Source organism: Clostridium saccharobutylicum DSM 13864 (assembly GCF_000473995.1).
GTDB classification, from domain to species: domain Bacteria; phylum Bacillota; class Clostridia; order Clostridiales; family Clostridiaceae; genus Clostridium; species Clostridium saccharobutylicum.
Genome location: NC_022571.1, coordinates 41,264 through 58,849, shown reverse-complemented (window position 1 = coordinate 58,849; position 17,586 = coordinate 41,264). Strand labels below are relative to the sequence as shown.

Sequence of the window (17,586 nt, the reverse complement as noted above, 5' to 3'; positions counted from 1 at the left end):
TAAATTCTGCATTAAAATTCATATATTTAAAATACAGGTACCTAAGTAATAATAGCGAAAATCTAATTTACTTAGGTAATTTCCCCTTAAAATCACCTTGAATTTTCCGCATTGATTAAATTATAACAGAAATCTATAATTTTATTATCATTAGTTGAATTATAAATTATTATTTTTCCTTTTTCCTTTGAATCAGTTAAGCACGCTTTCTCTATTAGCTTTCTTTTTAATTCATGAGACGTTCCAACTCCTCCATCAATAAGCGGCACATCATGTCCAACAACCTTAGATAATGCATTCTTTATAAATGGGTAATGTGTACACCCTAAAACAATCGCTGCTATATCTTCACTTAAATACGGTTTAAGCTTTTCTTTCAAATAATTTTCTAGCTCTTTACCCTCAAGTATTCCTTGTTCTATAAATTCCACTAAACCTGCACATGGTAATGACACTATACTACAATCATTTTTATATTTTTCCATAAGTGATTTAAACTTTTTTTCTCTTAAAGTCATAGGTGTTGCCATTATTATTATGTTGCCTTTTCTATTAAGTTTAACTGCAGGTTTTAATGCTGGCTCTATACCTATTATTATAGTATCTTTATATTTATCTCTAAGTAATTCAATAGCAGCACTCGTTGCTGTATTACATGCTACTACTATAGCTTTAACTTTCTTTTTCATGAAAAAATCTGCTACATTTAATGTAAGATTTCTAACTTCCTCTAACTCCTTAGTTCCATAAGGAGCATTTTGTGAATCTCCAAAGTATATAAAGTCTTCATTTGGCATAATGGCAATAGCTTCTTTCATCACACTTAATCCACCTACCCCAGAATCAAAAAATCCTATGGGACTATTTTTAATATTCAAAGTCTCCTCACTCCATTTTTTCTAAAAATTCTCTATTTAAATATTTTATTACTTTATCTACAATAAATCCACATGCAAATTATTTAAAATTAATATTTAACTAAAGTTCATACCCAAATTAACACTTCTTCAATTATCATAAAATATAGAAATTAAAACTTAACATAATTTAATATGTAAATATACAAATATATAATTAAGTCTAGTATAAACTTTAAATCCTATAATTACTTATTTTTTAACAATTACTTCTTTTTTTCTTATAATTTGTTCCGCTTTTATGATATAATAAAGATTATTAATGTGGTGAGGTATATAACTATGAGATTAATTCCTATTGAATGTGTACGAGAAAATTCAATATTAGGAAAAACAATATATAGTGATGATGGGCGTGCTTTACTTCGAGCTGGTTCTACATTAGACGATGTTAGAATAAATAGAATCAAACAGCTTAAAATATTTTCACTTTACATAGTTGACGAATATAGCTCAGTTGAGATTGAAGATGTTATAAAACCAGAATTAAGACAAAAATCTGTATCTGTAATAAAAGAAACATTTTCCGATATAGAAAGAATTGCATCCAATCATAAATTTGAAAAGCGTAGACTTAACGATTATACAAAACAGGAACAAAATTATTTTAATTCAATTAACAGTATATCTGAAGAATTAATTGAAAATATACTATCAAATAAAAACTTATTAGTTTCATTGGTAGATATAAAAAGTATGGATAATTATACATATGCTCATTGTGTAAATGTTGCTGTAATATCTATAATCCTTGGGATTAGCTTGAACTTACCTAAAAAAAGTTTAATTAATCTTTGCACAGGAGCATTAATTCATGATATTGGAAAGGCATTTATTCCACGTGAAATTCTTCAAAAACCCGGAAAGTTAACCAATGAAGAATTTGAAATAATAAAGTATCATCCACAGTATGGTTATGACTTTTTAGGAAAATTTTTTGACTTAAGTTCACATATTAAACTAATAGCATTACAACATCATGAAAGATTTGATGGGCTAGGTTATCCTAATAAACTGGATGGAGAAAACATTAGCTATTTAGCAAGAATTGTAAGTATCGCTGACGTTTATGATGCATTAACTTCTGATAGACCATATAAAAGGGCCATGTGTCCAAGTGATGCGTTAGAATATCTAATGTCTAACGCTGGCACATTATTTGATTATGATATGGTTGATGTTTTTTGTAAAATAATAATTCCGTTTCCTCAAGGAACAATTGTTAGTCTTAGTAATGGTGATATTGGAATAGTTGAAGAAACTCTTCCAAACTTTCCTCTTCGCCCCATTGTCAAGATTATTAAAAGTGATCGTTCAAATGATATCGGCCGTAAAATTAATTTGATAGATACACTTTCAATTGTTATTTCTAATATCCAGTACGAGATATAAAAAAGCTACTTTAATAGATACAAAGTAGCTTTTTATATTTATATAAATGTTATTATTCCTATAATCTTAAATATGTAAATCAACTTACTCTAATTCTGTTATTCATAAATGGATTAAGATTTGCGAGTTCCTCTGCCTCCTTGAAGGTTTTTGCTCTAAATACTAGTGTCCAACCATTCTTATCATACTTTCCAGCACACATTATGTATTTTTCCTTTTGATTTGTATAATTTTCTTGCCTATCTATTATCAAACTTCGAATATTGTCTATATTTTTACAATTTAATTTTACAAAAAAATTTCCTGCATCTTTCATAATACACGCCCCCTAGCAAACATACGTTCATGAATTACATTATACAGAACGTATGTTCACTTGTCAACTATACAAAATAACCGCATTTCTAAACAAAATTAATCAATACTCACAATTAATATTAAATATATAATTAATGAATTTACTCATTAGATACTTTTAATCCTAAATTAAAAGTATTAATAATTTTTATAACATACAAAAAGCCCTCAAATTAAATTTGAAGGCTTTTAAGACACAATCAAATAAATAGCAAGTCCATCTGCTATCCTATTTTCCACCATTCTGCGCCAGCAAAATCCCATAATATGCTTACTATTATGGCACTTTGCTTCCTTGTCTGATGAAAAATATTCATAGTAGCTTTGGACTTGTTATTTATTTTCATGTGCCTAAATTTAATTATAAAATTATATTAAAACTTTTTATTCTGCTATATTGAATACTTCTAAATTTTTATTCTCATCAAGCTTTTCAAGTTCAACATCTGCAATTGCTCTTAATGTATCTAATGCAGTTATTACTCCTACGTTTCTTTCAACTGCAGCTCTTCTTATTAAGAATCCATCTCTATTTGAGTCATTTCCCTTAGTTGGTGTATTCACTACTAAGTCTACTTCTCTTTGCTTAACAATATCTAATATATTGGGTTCTTCTTCATCTATCTTTCTAACTTCTTCTGCATCTATTCCTGCATCTCTTAGAAGCTTACAAGTTCCTGTAGTAGCAATGAACTTATATCCCACTTGTGCAAGATCTTTTGCTATTGGTAAAAATTCTGCTTTATCATGTTTATTTATAGTTGCTAATATTTTGCCTTTTTCCTTTGATGGATACATATTAGCTCCAACAAATCCCTTATATAAAGCTTCTTTAACATTTCTACCTACTCCTAGAACTTCTCCTGTAGATCTCATTTCAGGTCCTAAACAAACTTCAACGTTAGGCAACTTTTGAGTTGAGAATACTGGAACCTTAACTGAAACTAATTCTGGTTCTGGATATACATCTGTGCCATATCCCAAATCTGTTAACTTAGCTCCAAGCATTACTTGTGTAGCTAAATCTATTATTGGAACATTACTTACCTTACTAATATAAGGAACAGTTCTTGATGCTCTTGGATTAACTTCAATTACATATAGACTTCCTTCGAATTCTATGAATTGAATGTTTATCATACCTTTTATTCCGATTTCTAAAGCTAATTTCTTAGTATATTCTAATACATCAGCCTTTATCTTATCAGAAATATTTTGGCTTGGATACATAGTAACACTATCTCCTGAGTGAACTCCAGCTCTTTCTAAGTGTTCCATGATACCTGGTATTAATATATTTTCTCCATCAGATATAGCATCTACTTCTATTTCTCTACCCATTAGGTATTTATCTATAAGAATTGGATTTTTCTTATCTTTTACAAAAGCATTTTCTAAGTAGAATGTTAATTCTTCTTCATCATGAGTTATTTCCATTCCTTGACCACCAATTACATATGAAGGTCTAACAAGTACTGGGAACTTTAATTTTTTAGCTTCTTCTAATCCTTCTTCTACTGACCATATTCCTTTACCCTTTGGTCTTGATATTCCTAATTTTTCTAACAATGCATCAAACTTTTCTCTGTCTTCAGCCATATCAATTTGATCTGCTGTAGTTCCAAGAGTCATGATGTTTTGTTCTTTTAAGAAGTTTGCAAGCTTAATAGCTGTTTGGCCTCCAAATTGAAGTATTACTCCATCTGGTCTTTCCTTTTCAATTATATTTAAAACATCTTCTTCTGTTAGCGGTTCAAAATATAATTTATCTGATATATCAAAGTCAGTACTTACTGTTTCTGGATTATTATTAACTATTATAGTTTCAATTCCAAGCTTCTTTAACGCTTTTACACAATGTACTGAAGCATAGTCAAATTCAATTCCTTGACCTATTCTTATAGGACCTGATCCTAAAACTATAACTTTCTTCTTATCTGATACTTCAACTTCATCATATTGTTCGTAAGTTGAGTAATAATAAGGGGATAATGCTTCAAATTCTCCTCCACAAGTATCAACCATCTTATATGAAGGCTTTATATTCCAAATATCCCTTAATCTATATATATCATCAGGACTTACTCCTAACATATCTGATATAGCCTTATCAGAGAATCCCTTTTTCTTTAGATTGTGTAACCACTCTTTATCTAAATCTTCTATCTTACTTAATTTTAATCTTTGCTCTTCTTCAACAATCCATTTAATCTTTTCTAAGAAGAACATATCTATTCCAGTAATTTTGTTTATTCTATCTACCATATAATCTCTTCTTAACATTTCTGCTAATGCAAAGATTCTTTCATCATCTGGAGCCATTACTCTTTCCTTAAGTTCTGACATACTTAATTCTTTAAACTTTTTATGATCTAAAGAGAATTTTCCAATTTCTAAACTTCTAATTCCCTTTAAAAATGCTTGCTCAAAGTTAGCACCAATTGCCATAATTTCACCAGTAGCCATCATCTTTGTTCCAAGCTGTCTATCAGCTCCAAAGAATTTATCAAAAGGCCATTTTGGTATTTTTACTACAACATAATCAAGTGTTGGTTCGAAACATGCATAAGTTTTTTGTGTTACAGCATTCTTTATTTCATCTAATCCATATCCAAGGGCAATTTTAGCTGCAAGCTTTGCAATAGGATATCCTGTTGCTTTTGATGCCAAAGCTGAACTTCTTGAAACTCTAGGATTAATTTCTATAACTGCATATTCGAAGCTATTTGGATTTAATGAGAATTGTACATTACATCCACCTTCAATACCTACAGCATTAATTATATTTATTGATGCTGTTCTTAGCATTTGATATTCTTTATCAGAAAGAGTTTGTGATGGTGCAACTACTATACTATCTCCAGTATGTATTCCTACAGGATCGATGTTTTCCATATTACATACAGTAATACAGTTTCCATAAGAGTCTCTCATTACTTCATACTCTACTTCTTTCCATCCTTTAACACTCTTTTCAAGTAAAACTTGACCTATTGTACTTAATTGAAGTCCTAATTTTAATATGGTTTCAAGTTCTTCTTCATTGTTAGCAATACCGCCGCCAGATCCACCTAATGTATAAGCTGGTCTAACTATAACTGGATATCCAATTTTATTTGCAAAATCCATTCCTGATTTTAAATCAGTCACAATTTCACTTTTTATAACTGGTTCTCCAATTTCATTCATCATATCTCTAAATAATTCTCTATCTTCCCCTTTTTTGATTGAATCGATAGATGTTCCGATAACTTTAACATTGTATTTCTCTAATATTCCAGAATCATTTAATTCTACCGCAAGATTAAGTCCTGTTTGACCACCCATTCCTGCAAGTAAGCTATCTGGTCTTTCTTTAGCTATAACTTTTTCAACAAATTCTAGTGTTAATGGTTCCAAATAAATTTTATCTGCAACTTCTTTATCTGTCATGATTGTTGCTGGATTTGAGTTTATAAGTACAACCTCTATACCTTCTGATTTTAATGCTTCACAAGCTTGAGTTCCTGAGTAATCGAACTCTGCTGCTTGACCTATAACTATTGGACCTGATCCTATAACTAAAACCTTTTTTATATCTTTATTTAATGGCATTTCTTATAACCTCCTATAGTGCATACTCTAAAAATTTATCAAATATATATTCGCTGTCTCTTGGACCTGCAGATGCTTCTGGATGGAATTGAACTGAATATATTGGTAAAGTTTTATGTTTCATTCCTTCTACAGTCCCATCATTTATATTTACATGAGTTACTTCTATATCTTCTGGTAATTTTTCAACTACATACCCATGATTTTGTGAAGTTATATGTACCATATTAGCTTCTAAATCTTTAACTGGGTGGTTACATCCTCTATGTCCAAACTTTAACTTGGCAGTTTTTCCACCTAGAGTTAATGCCAATAATTGATGTCCTAAACAAATACCCACTATTGGTTTCTTTCCAACTATTTTCTTTATATTCTCTATTGCAAAATCTAAATCTTCTGGATCCCCAGGGCCATTAGATAGGAATACTAAATCTGGATTGACGCTTAAAACTTCTTCTGCTGTAGCACTTGCTGGGAATACTGTTAACTTACAGCCTCTCTTTTTGAAATTTCTTATTATATTAGTCTTTATTCCAAAATCCATTATAGCTACATGCTTTCCAGTACCTTCAATTGTGTAAGCGCTCTTTGTACTAACAGTCTTAACAGCATCCTTAGTTGAGAATCCAGCTATTCTTTCTTTAACATATTCATCACTTACATCTTCTAATGCTATGATGCCTCTCATTGTACCGCTATTTCTTAAGACCTTAGTTAAAGCTCTTGTATCTACCCCTTCTAATCCAATAACCTTTCCTTGTTTTAAAAAATCTTCTAATTCTAATTCACATCTAAAATTACTTGGTAAATCACATTTTTCTCTAACGATAAAACCGCTTACCTTTATTGAATCTGATTCCATATCTTCAAGATTAATTCCATAATTACCTATTAAAGGGTAAGTCATAGTTACTATTTGTCCGTAATATGATGGATCTGTAAGTACTTCTTGATAACCTGTCATACCTGTTGTAAATACTACTTCTCCAACGCTTTCTTTAAGATAACCAAAAGCTTTACCTTCAAAAATCATACCATTTTCTAATATAAGCTTTGCCTTCATGCTTAAGCCTCCTACAAATATATTTTTTGCTAAAACTACACCTTATGAATAATATTCATATAAAACAAAAGGATAATAAAGAGACTACAGTATACCTGCTCTCTTCACTATCCTGTGATATATCTTATACAATATATTTGACTTCAAAAAATAAGCTATGAAATTCTTCTTTGAATTTTTAAATATCATAGTTATACTCCCTTTCTGGCCTCACAGGACCAAGTTAAAGTGCATCTTAACTCTTTAATTTTCTCTTTTTAATTATTCTAGTTCATAGATGATACTCTGTCAAGATAAATAAGGATAGTTTAATTAATATATAATTTTATTTACTAATTTTCTCTTAATTATAATTTTTATTTAAATTGCTAATATCAATATTATCATATAGTCATGATTATTTAAAGTATATTTATTCACTTTTTTGAATTTTTATGCGTTATTTTTTATTTACTATTGCTCATTAGTACTACCTTCCTACTTAACCATCTTGGTACAAATTTATTCCCAAGAACCAACAATTTATTTTTATATCCTGGAATAATTATTACCTTTCCTTGTAAAAAATTTTTATATGCATATTTAGCAACATCATTTGCACCCATTAAATATCTTTTTGCATTTTTTGATTTTTTTATTCCTGATTTTTCTTGAAATGATGTTTTTACTGGACCTGGACATAAACAGCTTACTCTTACACCTAGTTCCTTTACTTCATCATGAAGAGCTTCTGTTAACGACAATACATACGCTTTGCTTGAATAATACATAGCCATCTTAGGCCCTCCTACAAAAGCTGCTGTAGATGCTACATTTAAAATTCCTCCATCGCCTCTTTCAATCATCATGTTCAAAAAATACTTAGTAAGATTCGTTAATGCAATAATATTTATATTTATTAATTTCTCTTCAAACCCACTTTCAGATTCATGAAAATAGCCAAAGCTACCTATACCTGCATTATTTATTAAATTGTCAACTGTAATTCTTCTTTGCTCAACAAATTTTATTATTTTTTCACACTCTCCATCCATAAATAAATCACATTGTATTGTTTCCACCTTTATTCCATATTCTTTTTCTATTTTATTTCTGGTACACTCTAACTTTTTCTTATTTCTTGCTACAATAATTAAATTATGTTTATCCATCGCAAAAAGTTTTGCAAGTTCAAATCCTATTCCTTCACTACCACCAGTAATTAGTGTATATTTATTTATATCTTTCATGCTATTTTCCTCTTATATTTCTTTTCTAAATTATCAAAAAAACTCTATTGTTAATTATAAATATTAACTTATAATTTATATCTTTACTAGTATATATTCAATAAGTTACATGAAATAAATGACACGTCAAAAACTTCCACCTAAAAAATAAGCTGCTTAAATTTAGAAAATATATTTCTAAATTCAAACAACTTATTTTAGTATACCTAGAAGAAGTAATTTAAAGTTATTTTTCATCACTTTAAATTATTTTATTTAACTAACTTTTTTAAATAGATTAACAATTATTGAAATTCTCTAATTATTAATTCTGCACTTGAAACATTTGTTACCACTGGTACACTATGTACATCACATACTCTAAGTAATGCTGATACATCAGGTTCATGTGGTTGAGCTGTAAGAGGATCTCTAAAGAATATTACTAAATTTACCTTTCCCTCGGCAATACGACTTCCTATTTGTTGATCGCCTCCATAAGGTCCACCTAAATATTGTTTAACATCAAGTCCAGTGGCTTCTGAAACTAATCTCCCCGTTTCTCCTGTCGCAATTAATTCATACTTAGATAATATATCCTTATGCTTTTTTGAAAATTCTATCATATCCTTCTTTTTCTTATCATGTGCTATTAATGCAATTTTCATAACCTTCATCCCCTTTAAATAATTATAAATACGTTTTCATAGTAAAATTATACTACAATTCTATTAATTTCAAAAGATAGTCTAACTATATATTTTGTGATTTTAATATATATCGCAATTCCAATTTATATAACAATCAACATCTAAAAAGACTGCCCTAAAATTTAAGGCAGTCAACTACATAAACATATTAAATTATTCTTTATATTTAATTCTTTATCTTATTTGTCCGTTTCCATAAATAATATATTTTATAGTTGTTAATTCTTTAAGTCCCATTGGTCCTCTAGCATGCAACTTTTGTGTGCTTATTCCTATTTCAGCTCCAAATCCAAATTCAGCTCCATCTGTAAATCTTGTCGATGCATTTACATAAACTGCCGCTGCATCTACCCTTTGTAAAAACTTCTGAGAGTTTTTATAACTTTCTGTAACTATAGCTTCTGAATGCCCAGTTCCATATTTATTTATATGATTAATAGCTTCATCAACATCTTTAACTATTTTTACAGCCATAACATAATCTAAGTATTCCTTACTCCAATCTTCTTCATTAGCCTTTTCTATATCGTTAATTATAGCTTGAGATAATTCATCACCTCTAAGCACAACTCCATTTTCTCTTAAAGCCTTAACTACTATTGGTAAAAAATCTTTAGCTATCTTTTCGTTTACTAATAACTTTTCAGCTGAATTACAAACAGATGGCCTTGATGCTTTTGCATTAACAGCAATATTTTCTGCCATTTCAAAATCACAATTTTCATCTACATATATATGGCAATTTCCAGTTCCTGTTTCTATAACTGGAACTGTTGCATTTTTAACAACAGCTTGAATTAAACCAGCTCCACCTCTTGGTATAAGTACATCAATAAATTCATTTAATCTCATCATTTCAGTTGCAACTTCTCTACTTGTATCTTCAATAAGCTGAACCGATTCTTTAGGCAATCCTGCTTTCTCTAATCCAACAGTTAATGCTTTAACAATAGCCTTGTTAGAATTAATAGCTTCACTACCGCCTCTTAATATAACTGCATTTCCTGTCTTTATACAAAGTCCAGCTGCATCACATGTTACATTAGGTCTAGCTTCATAAATTATCCCTATAACACCCATTGGTACTCTCTTTTGTCCTATTTGCAAACCATTTGGTCTTTGCCACATTGAAATTACTTCTCCTATTGGATCTTGAAGCTTAACTACATCTTTTAATCCTTCTGCCATTGCTTCAATTCTTGACACACTTAATGCTAATCTATCCAGCATTGTTTCTGATGTCCCTTTTGCTTTTGCATTTTCTAAATCTATATTGTTAGCTTTTATAATTTCATCCTTTGCACTAAGCAATTCCTCTGCCATAAATAATAATGCATCATTTTTCTCCTTAGTTGATGCAACACCTAATTCATAAGAAGATTCTTTTGCCTTTTGCCCCATGACTAATAATTTACTCATTTTTTTGCCCCCTCTTCTATTTTTCAAATGATGATATAAATAACGTTCCTACTTCTTTACCATCTAAAATATCTAATAATATGCTTGGTTCACTTCCATTAGCAAGAACCATATTCACTCCAGCCTTTATAGCAGTCTTTGCTGCTGATAACTTTGTAATCATTCCACCAGTTCCCAAATTAGAACCAGCACCTCCTGCACATTCTTCTAATTCTGGTGTTATTTTTTCAATTTCACTTAATAGTTTTGCATCCTCATGACTCCTTGGATCTGAATCATAAAAGCCATCTATATCAGATAATATTATTAATAAATCTGCATTAACTAAAGTTGCTACTATAGCAGATAAATTATCATTATCTCCAAATCTAACTATGTTCTCTATTTCATCTATAGCCACCGTATCATTTTCATTAACTATTGGGATTATCTTCTTTTCAAGCAAAGTTTCAAACGTGTTACATACATTTTCTCTAATATGATCATCTTCTACTACATCTCTTGTAAGTAAAACTTGACCTACTATATGACTATACTCACCAAAAAATTTACTATATATATGCATTAATTCACACTGTCCGATTGATGCTACTGCTTGTTTTTCTCTTATACTTTCGGGCTTTTCATTTAACTTTAACTTATTTACACCAACAGCAACTGCACCTGATGTTACAAGCGCAACTTCCTTACCACTATTAACTATATCTGATAGAACTCTTGTTAACTTTTCAATTCTATTCAAATTAATATTTCCATTTTCATAAGTTAATGTTGATGTTCCTACCTTTACAACTATTCTATTTGCATCTTTTAAATTTTGACGAAAGCCCATTTTTACATCCCCTTAAAAGTTATAATTATTTATATCATTTATATTACTATACCTAATTTGTCTTATCAAGATAATAAAGTTATTTCTAAATATTACACTTATACGATTAACATTAGGAAGTAGCTTTATCTATATTGTAATATATAACATAACATGAACTTCTAACTCCATACAGATTTATAATCATGCTATCAGCAATATTTAGTCAAATTTATTCTTTATATATTTTATGAAATTAATAAAACATGTAAACTTTATTTTTAATAAGTCACTAAAAAAGAAGGAGGCTGTGATAAATTTTATTAACACAGCCTCTTCTCTACTAACTTATTTAGCTTAAATTTACAATTTATATTTAAATCTTAATAAAAATAATTTATTTAAATTTTGTATATTTTAAATTATATATACGAACACACTAATAAAGTGACAAAGAGTTCCTACCATTATAAATACATGAAATATTTCATGTCTTCCAAATATACCTATTCGTATTTTCTCTGATTTTAATGCATAAATTACGCCACCTATAGTATACATTAATCCACCTAGTATAAGCCACATTAAACCAGCTATTGATAGTACTTGTGACATTGGATATATTGCAAATATTGCAAACCATCCTATTCCTATATACATTACACTGCTTACCCATCTTGGACATGTTATCCAACATATCTTAAACGTTATTCCTATCACAGCACATATTGTTACTGCTAGAAATAAATTCATTCCTATCTTTCCATCTAATGCAACTAAGCAAAACGGAGCATATGATCCTGCAATTAATATAAATATCATTGAATGATCTACTCTCTTTAATGCTTTTATTACCTTATCATTTGCTATTACTGAATGATATGTTGCAGACGCACTATATAATAAAATCATGCTTACTCCAAAAAATATTACTGATAAAAAAGTAGTTGTAGAACTTCCTCTTTCATAGGCCTTAAATATCATAGCAACTAAAGCAAACAACGATAGTACAGCTCCAACCAAATGAGTTAATCCATTTACAGGTTCTCTTAAATATTTCTCCATTCTCTTACCTCCTATTTTTCCCAGGTAGTTTTAATAACTACGTATCACTATATTGAAATTATTTCACATATCTACTAATACTGCAATAGTTATTTACCTTTATTTTTATTATCTATAAGTATTTTTCCCATAAATGCTTGAATTATCTCCTCTTTTCTATTAATATTAAAAATGTACTATATTACAAGACGTAGTTTTGATTACTATGTAAGGAGTGAATACTTTATGAAGGATTTTGACATTGATAATTATATAAATTCACAAAAATCTTCTAACAATATTAATTTAGATGATTTTCCTGAAATTGATCTATATATGGATCAAGTAATGCAATTATTTGAAAGTAAGTTAAGCTATACGAAAAGAAACGAGGACGATAAAGTTCTTACTAAAACTATGATAAATAATTATGCTAAAGGTAATCTTTTAATGAAAATAAAAAATAAAAAATATACTAAAGATCACCTAATCTTAATGGGATTAATTTATAACTTAAAGGGATCTCTATCTTTAACAGATATAAAAACTATATTAAGTCCTATAGTTAATTCTTTTGAAAAAGAAGAAGACTATCCATTATATGATGTATATCAATCATTTCTTGATATATATGATGAAAACTTAGACGATCTAAAGGTTTCATCTAATAAAATTTATGAAACTATAACTCAATTAATAAAAAATAAAAGTGATAAACTTGGAGATTATGAAGAAAAGTTTTTACTTATTTGTGCTTACGTTAGTATGAGCAATCTTTATAGACGCATGAGTGAGAGAATAATTGATGAATGTTTCAGTTCTCTTAAGGAGGATAAATAAATGAAGAATTCACTTGATTTAAAAAAAGAATTAACTTCTATTAATGGCAGAAGCTATAACGCTTATAAAGCTTTAGCTAATCAATATGATTTTAGAGATTACACCTTGAGCATAGATCATGTCCAAGGTGATCCTTTTGCTTCCCCTTCAAAAATTAGAATTATAATTAATCAAAGCATAGCTAAATTTCCTTTAAATTTATTTGACACATCCTATAAAAAAATCGCCTTAGAAGATTATTTAACAAGATTATTCTATAATAATATAAATAAATTTAGTTCAAGAGTTTTTGGTTCTGGTAAAAGTGGTCTTATTTCTATAAGCAGATGTAACCAAGAAATTATTGAAAGAACTTCTACATTAATAAATTCGGAAAAAATAGAAGTTAGATTTGAAGTTGGATTTCCTGCTAGAGGAAGAACTGTTTTATCCAATGAACTTGAAAAAATATTTTATGATTATTTACCTAAAATAATTGATAATACATTAAAATATGAAAATTTAAATAAATCTGAAATTGAAAAAAGAATTAAATTATTTGAGGATCAAAATTATATAAGATGTGAATTAAAAAATCGTAATCTGATTGCTTTTATTGCAAATGATTCAATTCTACCTAGAGAAAGTGGTGTTTCAAACAGACCATTAAAAAATGGCATTAAATTCAAATCCCCTAAATCTTTAGAAGTAGAACTTACGCTTCCTAATAAAGGTAAATTAGTCGGAATGGGAATTGAAAAAGGAATAACATTGATAGTTGGTGGTGGATATCATGGAAAGTCTACCGTTTTAAAAGCTCTTGAACTCGGTGTATATAATCATATTCAAGGTGATGGACGTGAATATGTAATAACTGATGCTTCAGCCCTAAAAGTTAGAGCTGAAGATGGACGATGCATAAAAAATACTGATATATCACTTTTTATTAATAACCTACCTAATGGAAAAGATACTAGGAATTTTAGCACTGATAACGCCAGTGGCAGCACTTCACAAGCTGCCAATATAATTGAAGGAATCGAAGCCAATACTACTCTTTTCCTTATTGATGAAGATACCTCTGCGACTAACTTTATGATTAGGGATGATATAATGCAAAAGTTAGTAAGTAAAGAAAAGGAGCCAATTACCCCTTTTATCGAAATAGTGAAAAAACTTTATAGCGACCTTGGCATTTCTACCATACTTGTTGTAGGAAGTTCTGGTGATTATTTTGATATAGCAGATAGAGTTATTCAAATGGATTCCTATGAACCAAAAGATGTGACTCTTGAAGCTAAAGCGTTAAGTAAAGGATCTATTTTAGAAAGAATAGATAATGCTAACTTAAATTTATCAATAAATTTCAATAGAAAAATCAAAAAAGGTTCCATAGAGCAAAGTCATAAAGGTGTTAAGATTAAGACTCTTGGTAAAGATGGATTATCTATAAATAAAGATACAATTGAATTAAGGGGACTTGAACAAATCGTTGATTCTGAGCAAATAACCACTTTAGGATATATAATGAAATACGCTGAAGATAATATTATTAATAATTCTAAAACATTGCAACAAGTTGTTTCTGAAGTTCTTTACCATATATCTAAAAATGGTCTTATTTCTCTTAGTAATGTAAGTTATGGAATTGGATGCCTTGCAATGCCAAGGGAACAAGAAATCATAGCTTGTTTTAATAGATATAGAAACTTAAAGATTTAACTTTGTTAATTAAATATCACTTTCCCAATTTAAAACATTTAACTTTTACACACAAACACTTTTTTCGGCATATAAGAAAATAATAAGTCAAAAGATATTAATGAATATTTTTTATGAGTCAAGGGGACAAAATACTATAATAGGCCTATTATAGTATTTTCAGATGAGCAGATAAGTGAAAGACTAAATCTATGATTTGGTTTCTTGAACTTAGTTAACTCATCTATGAGTTAACCTCATATAAAAAATTAAAAAATGATTTCGTGTAATTCATTTACTCAGCAAACATATGTGAGTAAAATTTCCTCTGATAGAAAATAGGCTGACAAATTCACCTGTTATTTTTTGGAATGTGCCTTAACTACAATTATATGATATAATAAGCAACATGAAACGAAACTTACTTATTTAATGATTAAATCATATTATAAAAAATAGCAAGTCAGTATGCTAATCTATCTTGCGTCATACTGTATAGATAAATTTCGCTAATAGTTTAATGCCATTAACAAAATTCACTTACTTATCTGACACAAAATATGCATAACATATTTTAATTTGCTATTTTTTATATACTTAAGGCACATTTAAATAACTAACAATTCCATTTGCCAGTCTATTTCTCATTATGCTGCGTAAGTAAGTTGACCTAATAGGTCCGCAATGAGAGCAATTCACCTCATTGCCTAATGAAAAATATTCATGACAAATTGGACTGGTTATTTATTTTCACGTGCCTAAATCATTGTAAGTGTACATAAAATATTATAATACTATGAAATGAGGTAGAAATAGATTGATAAACGTATCTAATGTTAGTCTAAGATTCGGTGGACGTAAGCTTTTTGAAGATGTTAACTTAAAATTTACTGCTGGAAACTGTTATGGAGTTATCGGTGCTAATGGTGCTGGAAAGAGTACATTTCTTAAAATATTATCAGGTGAAGTAGAACCTAATACTGGAGAAGTTACAATAGCGCCTAATACAAGAATGTCAGTTTTAAAACAAGAACATTATAAATATGATGATTTTCAAGTTTTAGAAACTGTGATAATGGGTAATGAACGCTTATATCAAATAATGAAAGAAAAAGATGAAATCTATGCAAAGCCTGATTTCTCTGATGAAGATGGAATTAAAGCATCTGAACTAGAAGGAGAATTTGCTGAACTTAACGGTTGGGAAGCAGAATCCGAAGCTTCTTCACTTTTACAAGGACTAGGAATTGGAACTGAATTGCATTTCAAAAATGTATCAGAATTAACTGGTGGAGAAAAAGTTAAAGTTCTTTTAGCTCAAGCCTTATTTGGTAATCCTGGAATACTAATTCTAGACGAACCTACTAACGGCTTAGATCTAAAAGCTGTAAACTGGTTAGAAGACTTTTTAGGTAACTTTGATGGTACTGTTATAGTTGTATCCCATGACAGACATTTCTTAAACTCAGTATGTACTCAAATGGCAGATGTTGATTTTGGTAAAATTAAGATTTATGTTGGTAACTATGATTTCTGGTATGAATCAAGCCAATTAGCTCTTCAAATGTCTAAAGATCAAAATAAGAAAAAAGAAGAAAAGATTAAGGAATTACAAGACTTTATTGCAAGATTTAGTGCTAATGCTTCTAAATCTAAACAAGCAACTTCAAGAAAGAAGTTATTAGATAAAATTACTTTAGATGACATTCAACCTTCAAGCAGAAAATATCCTTTCGTAGGATTTAAGCCTGAAAGAGAAGTTGGTAATGATATCTTAACAGTTAAAGATTTATCTAAGACTGTCGATGGTGTTAAAGTTTTAGATAATGTAAGTTTCATGGCTAATAAAGGTGATAAGATTGCTCTTATTGGTAATGAAATAGCTGTAACTACATTATTCAAAATCCTAGCAGGTGAAATGGAACCAGACAGCGGTGAATTTAAATGGGGAATAACTATAACTAATTCTTACTTCCCTGCTGATAATTCAAAATACTTTGATGGATGTAATCTTTCTTTAGTAGATTGGCTTAGACAATACTCTGAAGAAAAATCTGAAAGCTATATTAGAGGTTTCTTAGGTAGAATGTTATTCTCAGGAGAAGAAGCTTTAAAAGAAGCTAATGTTCTATCAGGAGGAGAAAAGGTTAGATGTATGTTATCTAAGATGATGCTTTCTAATGCAAATGTATTGATGTTAGATCAACCTACAAATCACCTTGACCTTGAATCAATCACAGCTGTAAATAATGGCTTAAGAGATTACAACAGTAACATACTATTTGCTTCTCATGACCATCAATTTGTTCAAACTATAGCAAATAGAATTATAGACATCAAAGATGATGGTTCTATAGTTGATAGAGCTATGACTTTCGATGAATACTTAGAATTTTCAGGTAAATAATTAATTTTTAATGCTCTTTTAAAAGATTATTATAATCATTTAAAAGAGCATTTCTTTATTCTTTACAAAATTATAGTTAAGCTAAATCTAGTAACCCTTAGATAAAGCAAAGCGATACAATCTGCAAATTAGATCTTCTTGTTA

Annotated in this window: 13 protein-coding genes; 4 read left to right on the top strand and 9 right to left on the bottom strand. The window is 29.2% G+C overall.

Annotation, left to right across the window (positions count from 1 at the left end; all coding sequences use genetic code 11):
- Positions 1-92: 92 nt before the first annotated feature.
- Positions 93-878 carry a glutamate racemase gene (murI, locus tag CLSA_RS00235; protein ID WP_022743420.1) on the bottom strand — a complete coding sequence of 262 codons (786 nt, stop codon included), beginning with the start codon at positions 876-878 and terminating at the stop codon, positions 93-95.
- A gap of 321 nt (positions 879-1,199) precedes the next feature.
- Between murI and CLSA_RS00230 the strand changes: the two genes are divergently transcribed.
- The gene (locus CLSA_RS00230; RefSeq protein WP_022743419.1) at positions 1,200-2,309 is read left to right on the top strand and encodes an HD-GYP domain-containing protein; all 1,110 of its coding nucleotides are present in this window, start codon (positions 1,200-1,202) and stop codon (positions 2,307-2,309) included.
- A 79-nt stretch (positions 2,310-2,388) separates the two neighbouring features.
- Here the strand turns inward: CLSA_RS00230 and CLSA_RS00225 are convergent, their stop codons facing one another.
- From CLSA_RS00225 to trhA, 8 genes are all read right to left on the bottom strand, one after another.
- Positions 2,389-2,625: a hypothetical protein gene (locus CLSA_RS00225; RefSeq protein ID WP_022743418.1), complete on the bottom strand. Its 237-nt coding sequence runs from the start codon at positions 2,623-2,625 to the stop codon at positions 2,389-2,391.
- A 425-nt stretch (positions 2,626-3,050) separates the two neighbouring features.
- Positions 3,051-6,260, bottom strand: coding sequence for a carbamoyl-phosphate synthase large subunit (carB, locus tag CLSA_RS00220; RefSeq protein ID WP_022743416.1), 3,210 nt, complete (start codon positions 6,258-6,260; stop codon positions 3,051-3,053).
- Between the two features lie 13 nt (positions 6,261-6,273).
- The gene (gene carA, locus CLSA_RS00215; RefSeq protein WP_022743415.1) at positions 6,274-7,323 is read right to left on the bottom strand and encodes a glutamine-hydrolyzing carbamoyl-phosphate synthase small subunit; all 1,050 of its coding nucleotides are present in this window, start codon (positions 7,321-7,323) and stop codon (positions 6,274-6,276) included.
- 446 nt (positions 7,324-7,769) lie between these two features.
- Entirely contained in the window at positions 7,770-8,552 is a 783-nt protein-coding gene (locus tag CLSA_RS00210; protein ID WP_022743414.1) for an SDR family NAD(P)-dependent oxidoreductase, read from the bottom strand.
- 284 nt (positions 8,553-8,836) lie between these two features.
- The gene (mgsA, locus tag CLSA_RS00205) at positions 8,837-9,199 is read right to left on the bottom strand and encodes a methylglyoxal synthase (protein ID WP_022743413.1); all 363 of its coding nucleotides are present in this window, start codon (positions 9,197-9,199) and stop codon (positions 8,837-8,839) included.
- A gap of 216 nt (positions 9,200-9,415) precedes the next feature.
- Positions 9,416-10,660: a glutamate-5-semialdehyde dehydrogenase gene (locus CLSA_RS00200; protein WP_022743412.1), complete on the bottom strand. Its 1,245-nt coding sequence runs from the start codon at positions 10,658-10,660 to the stop codon at positions 9,416-9,418.
- A gap of 16 nt (positions 10,661-10,676) precedes the next feature.
- Complete coding sequence (proB, locus tag CLSA_RS00195; protein ID WP_022743411.1) at positions 10,677-11,492, bottom strand: glutamate 5-kinase; 816 nt, start codon at positions 11,490-11,492, stop codon at positions 10,677-10,679.
- Between the two features lie 396 nt (positions 11,493-11,888).
- Positions 11,889-12,536 carry a PAQR family membrane homeostasis protein TrhA gene (gene trhA, locus CLSA_RS00190; RefSeq protein WP_022743410.1) on the bottom strand — a complete coding sequence of 216 codons (648 nt, stop codon included), beginning with the start codon at positions 12,534-12,536 and terminating at the stop codon, positions 11,889-11,891.
- A 225-nt stretch (positions 12,537-12,761) separates the two neighbouring features.
- On the opposite strand from trhA, the gene CLSA_RS00185 reads away from it, so the two are divergent.
- From CLSA_RS00185 to CLSA_RS00175, 3 genes are all read left to right on the top strand, one after another.
- Positions 12,762-13,355 carry a DUF1836 domain-containing protein gene (locus tag CLSA_RS00185; protein WP_022743409.1) on the top strand — a complete coding sequence of 198 codons (594 nt, stop codon included), beginning with the start codon at positions 12,762-12,764 and terminating at the stop codon, positions 13,353-13,355.
- Entirely contained in the window at positions 13,356-15,056 is a 1,701-nt protein-coding gene (locus tag CLSA_RS00180; RefSeq protein WP_022743408.1) for an ABC-ATPase domain-containing protein, read from the top strand.
- Between the two features lie 796 nt (positions 15,057-15,852).
- On the top strand, positions 15,853-17,442 hold the full coding sequence (locus CLSA_RS00175) for an ABC-F family ATP-binding cassette domain-containing protein (protein ID WP_022743407.1): 1,590 nt from the start codon (positions 15,853-15,855) through the stop codon (positions 17,440-17,442).
- Positions 17,443-17,586 lie beyond the last annotated feature (144 nt).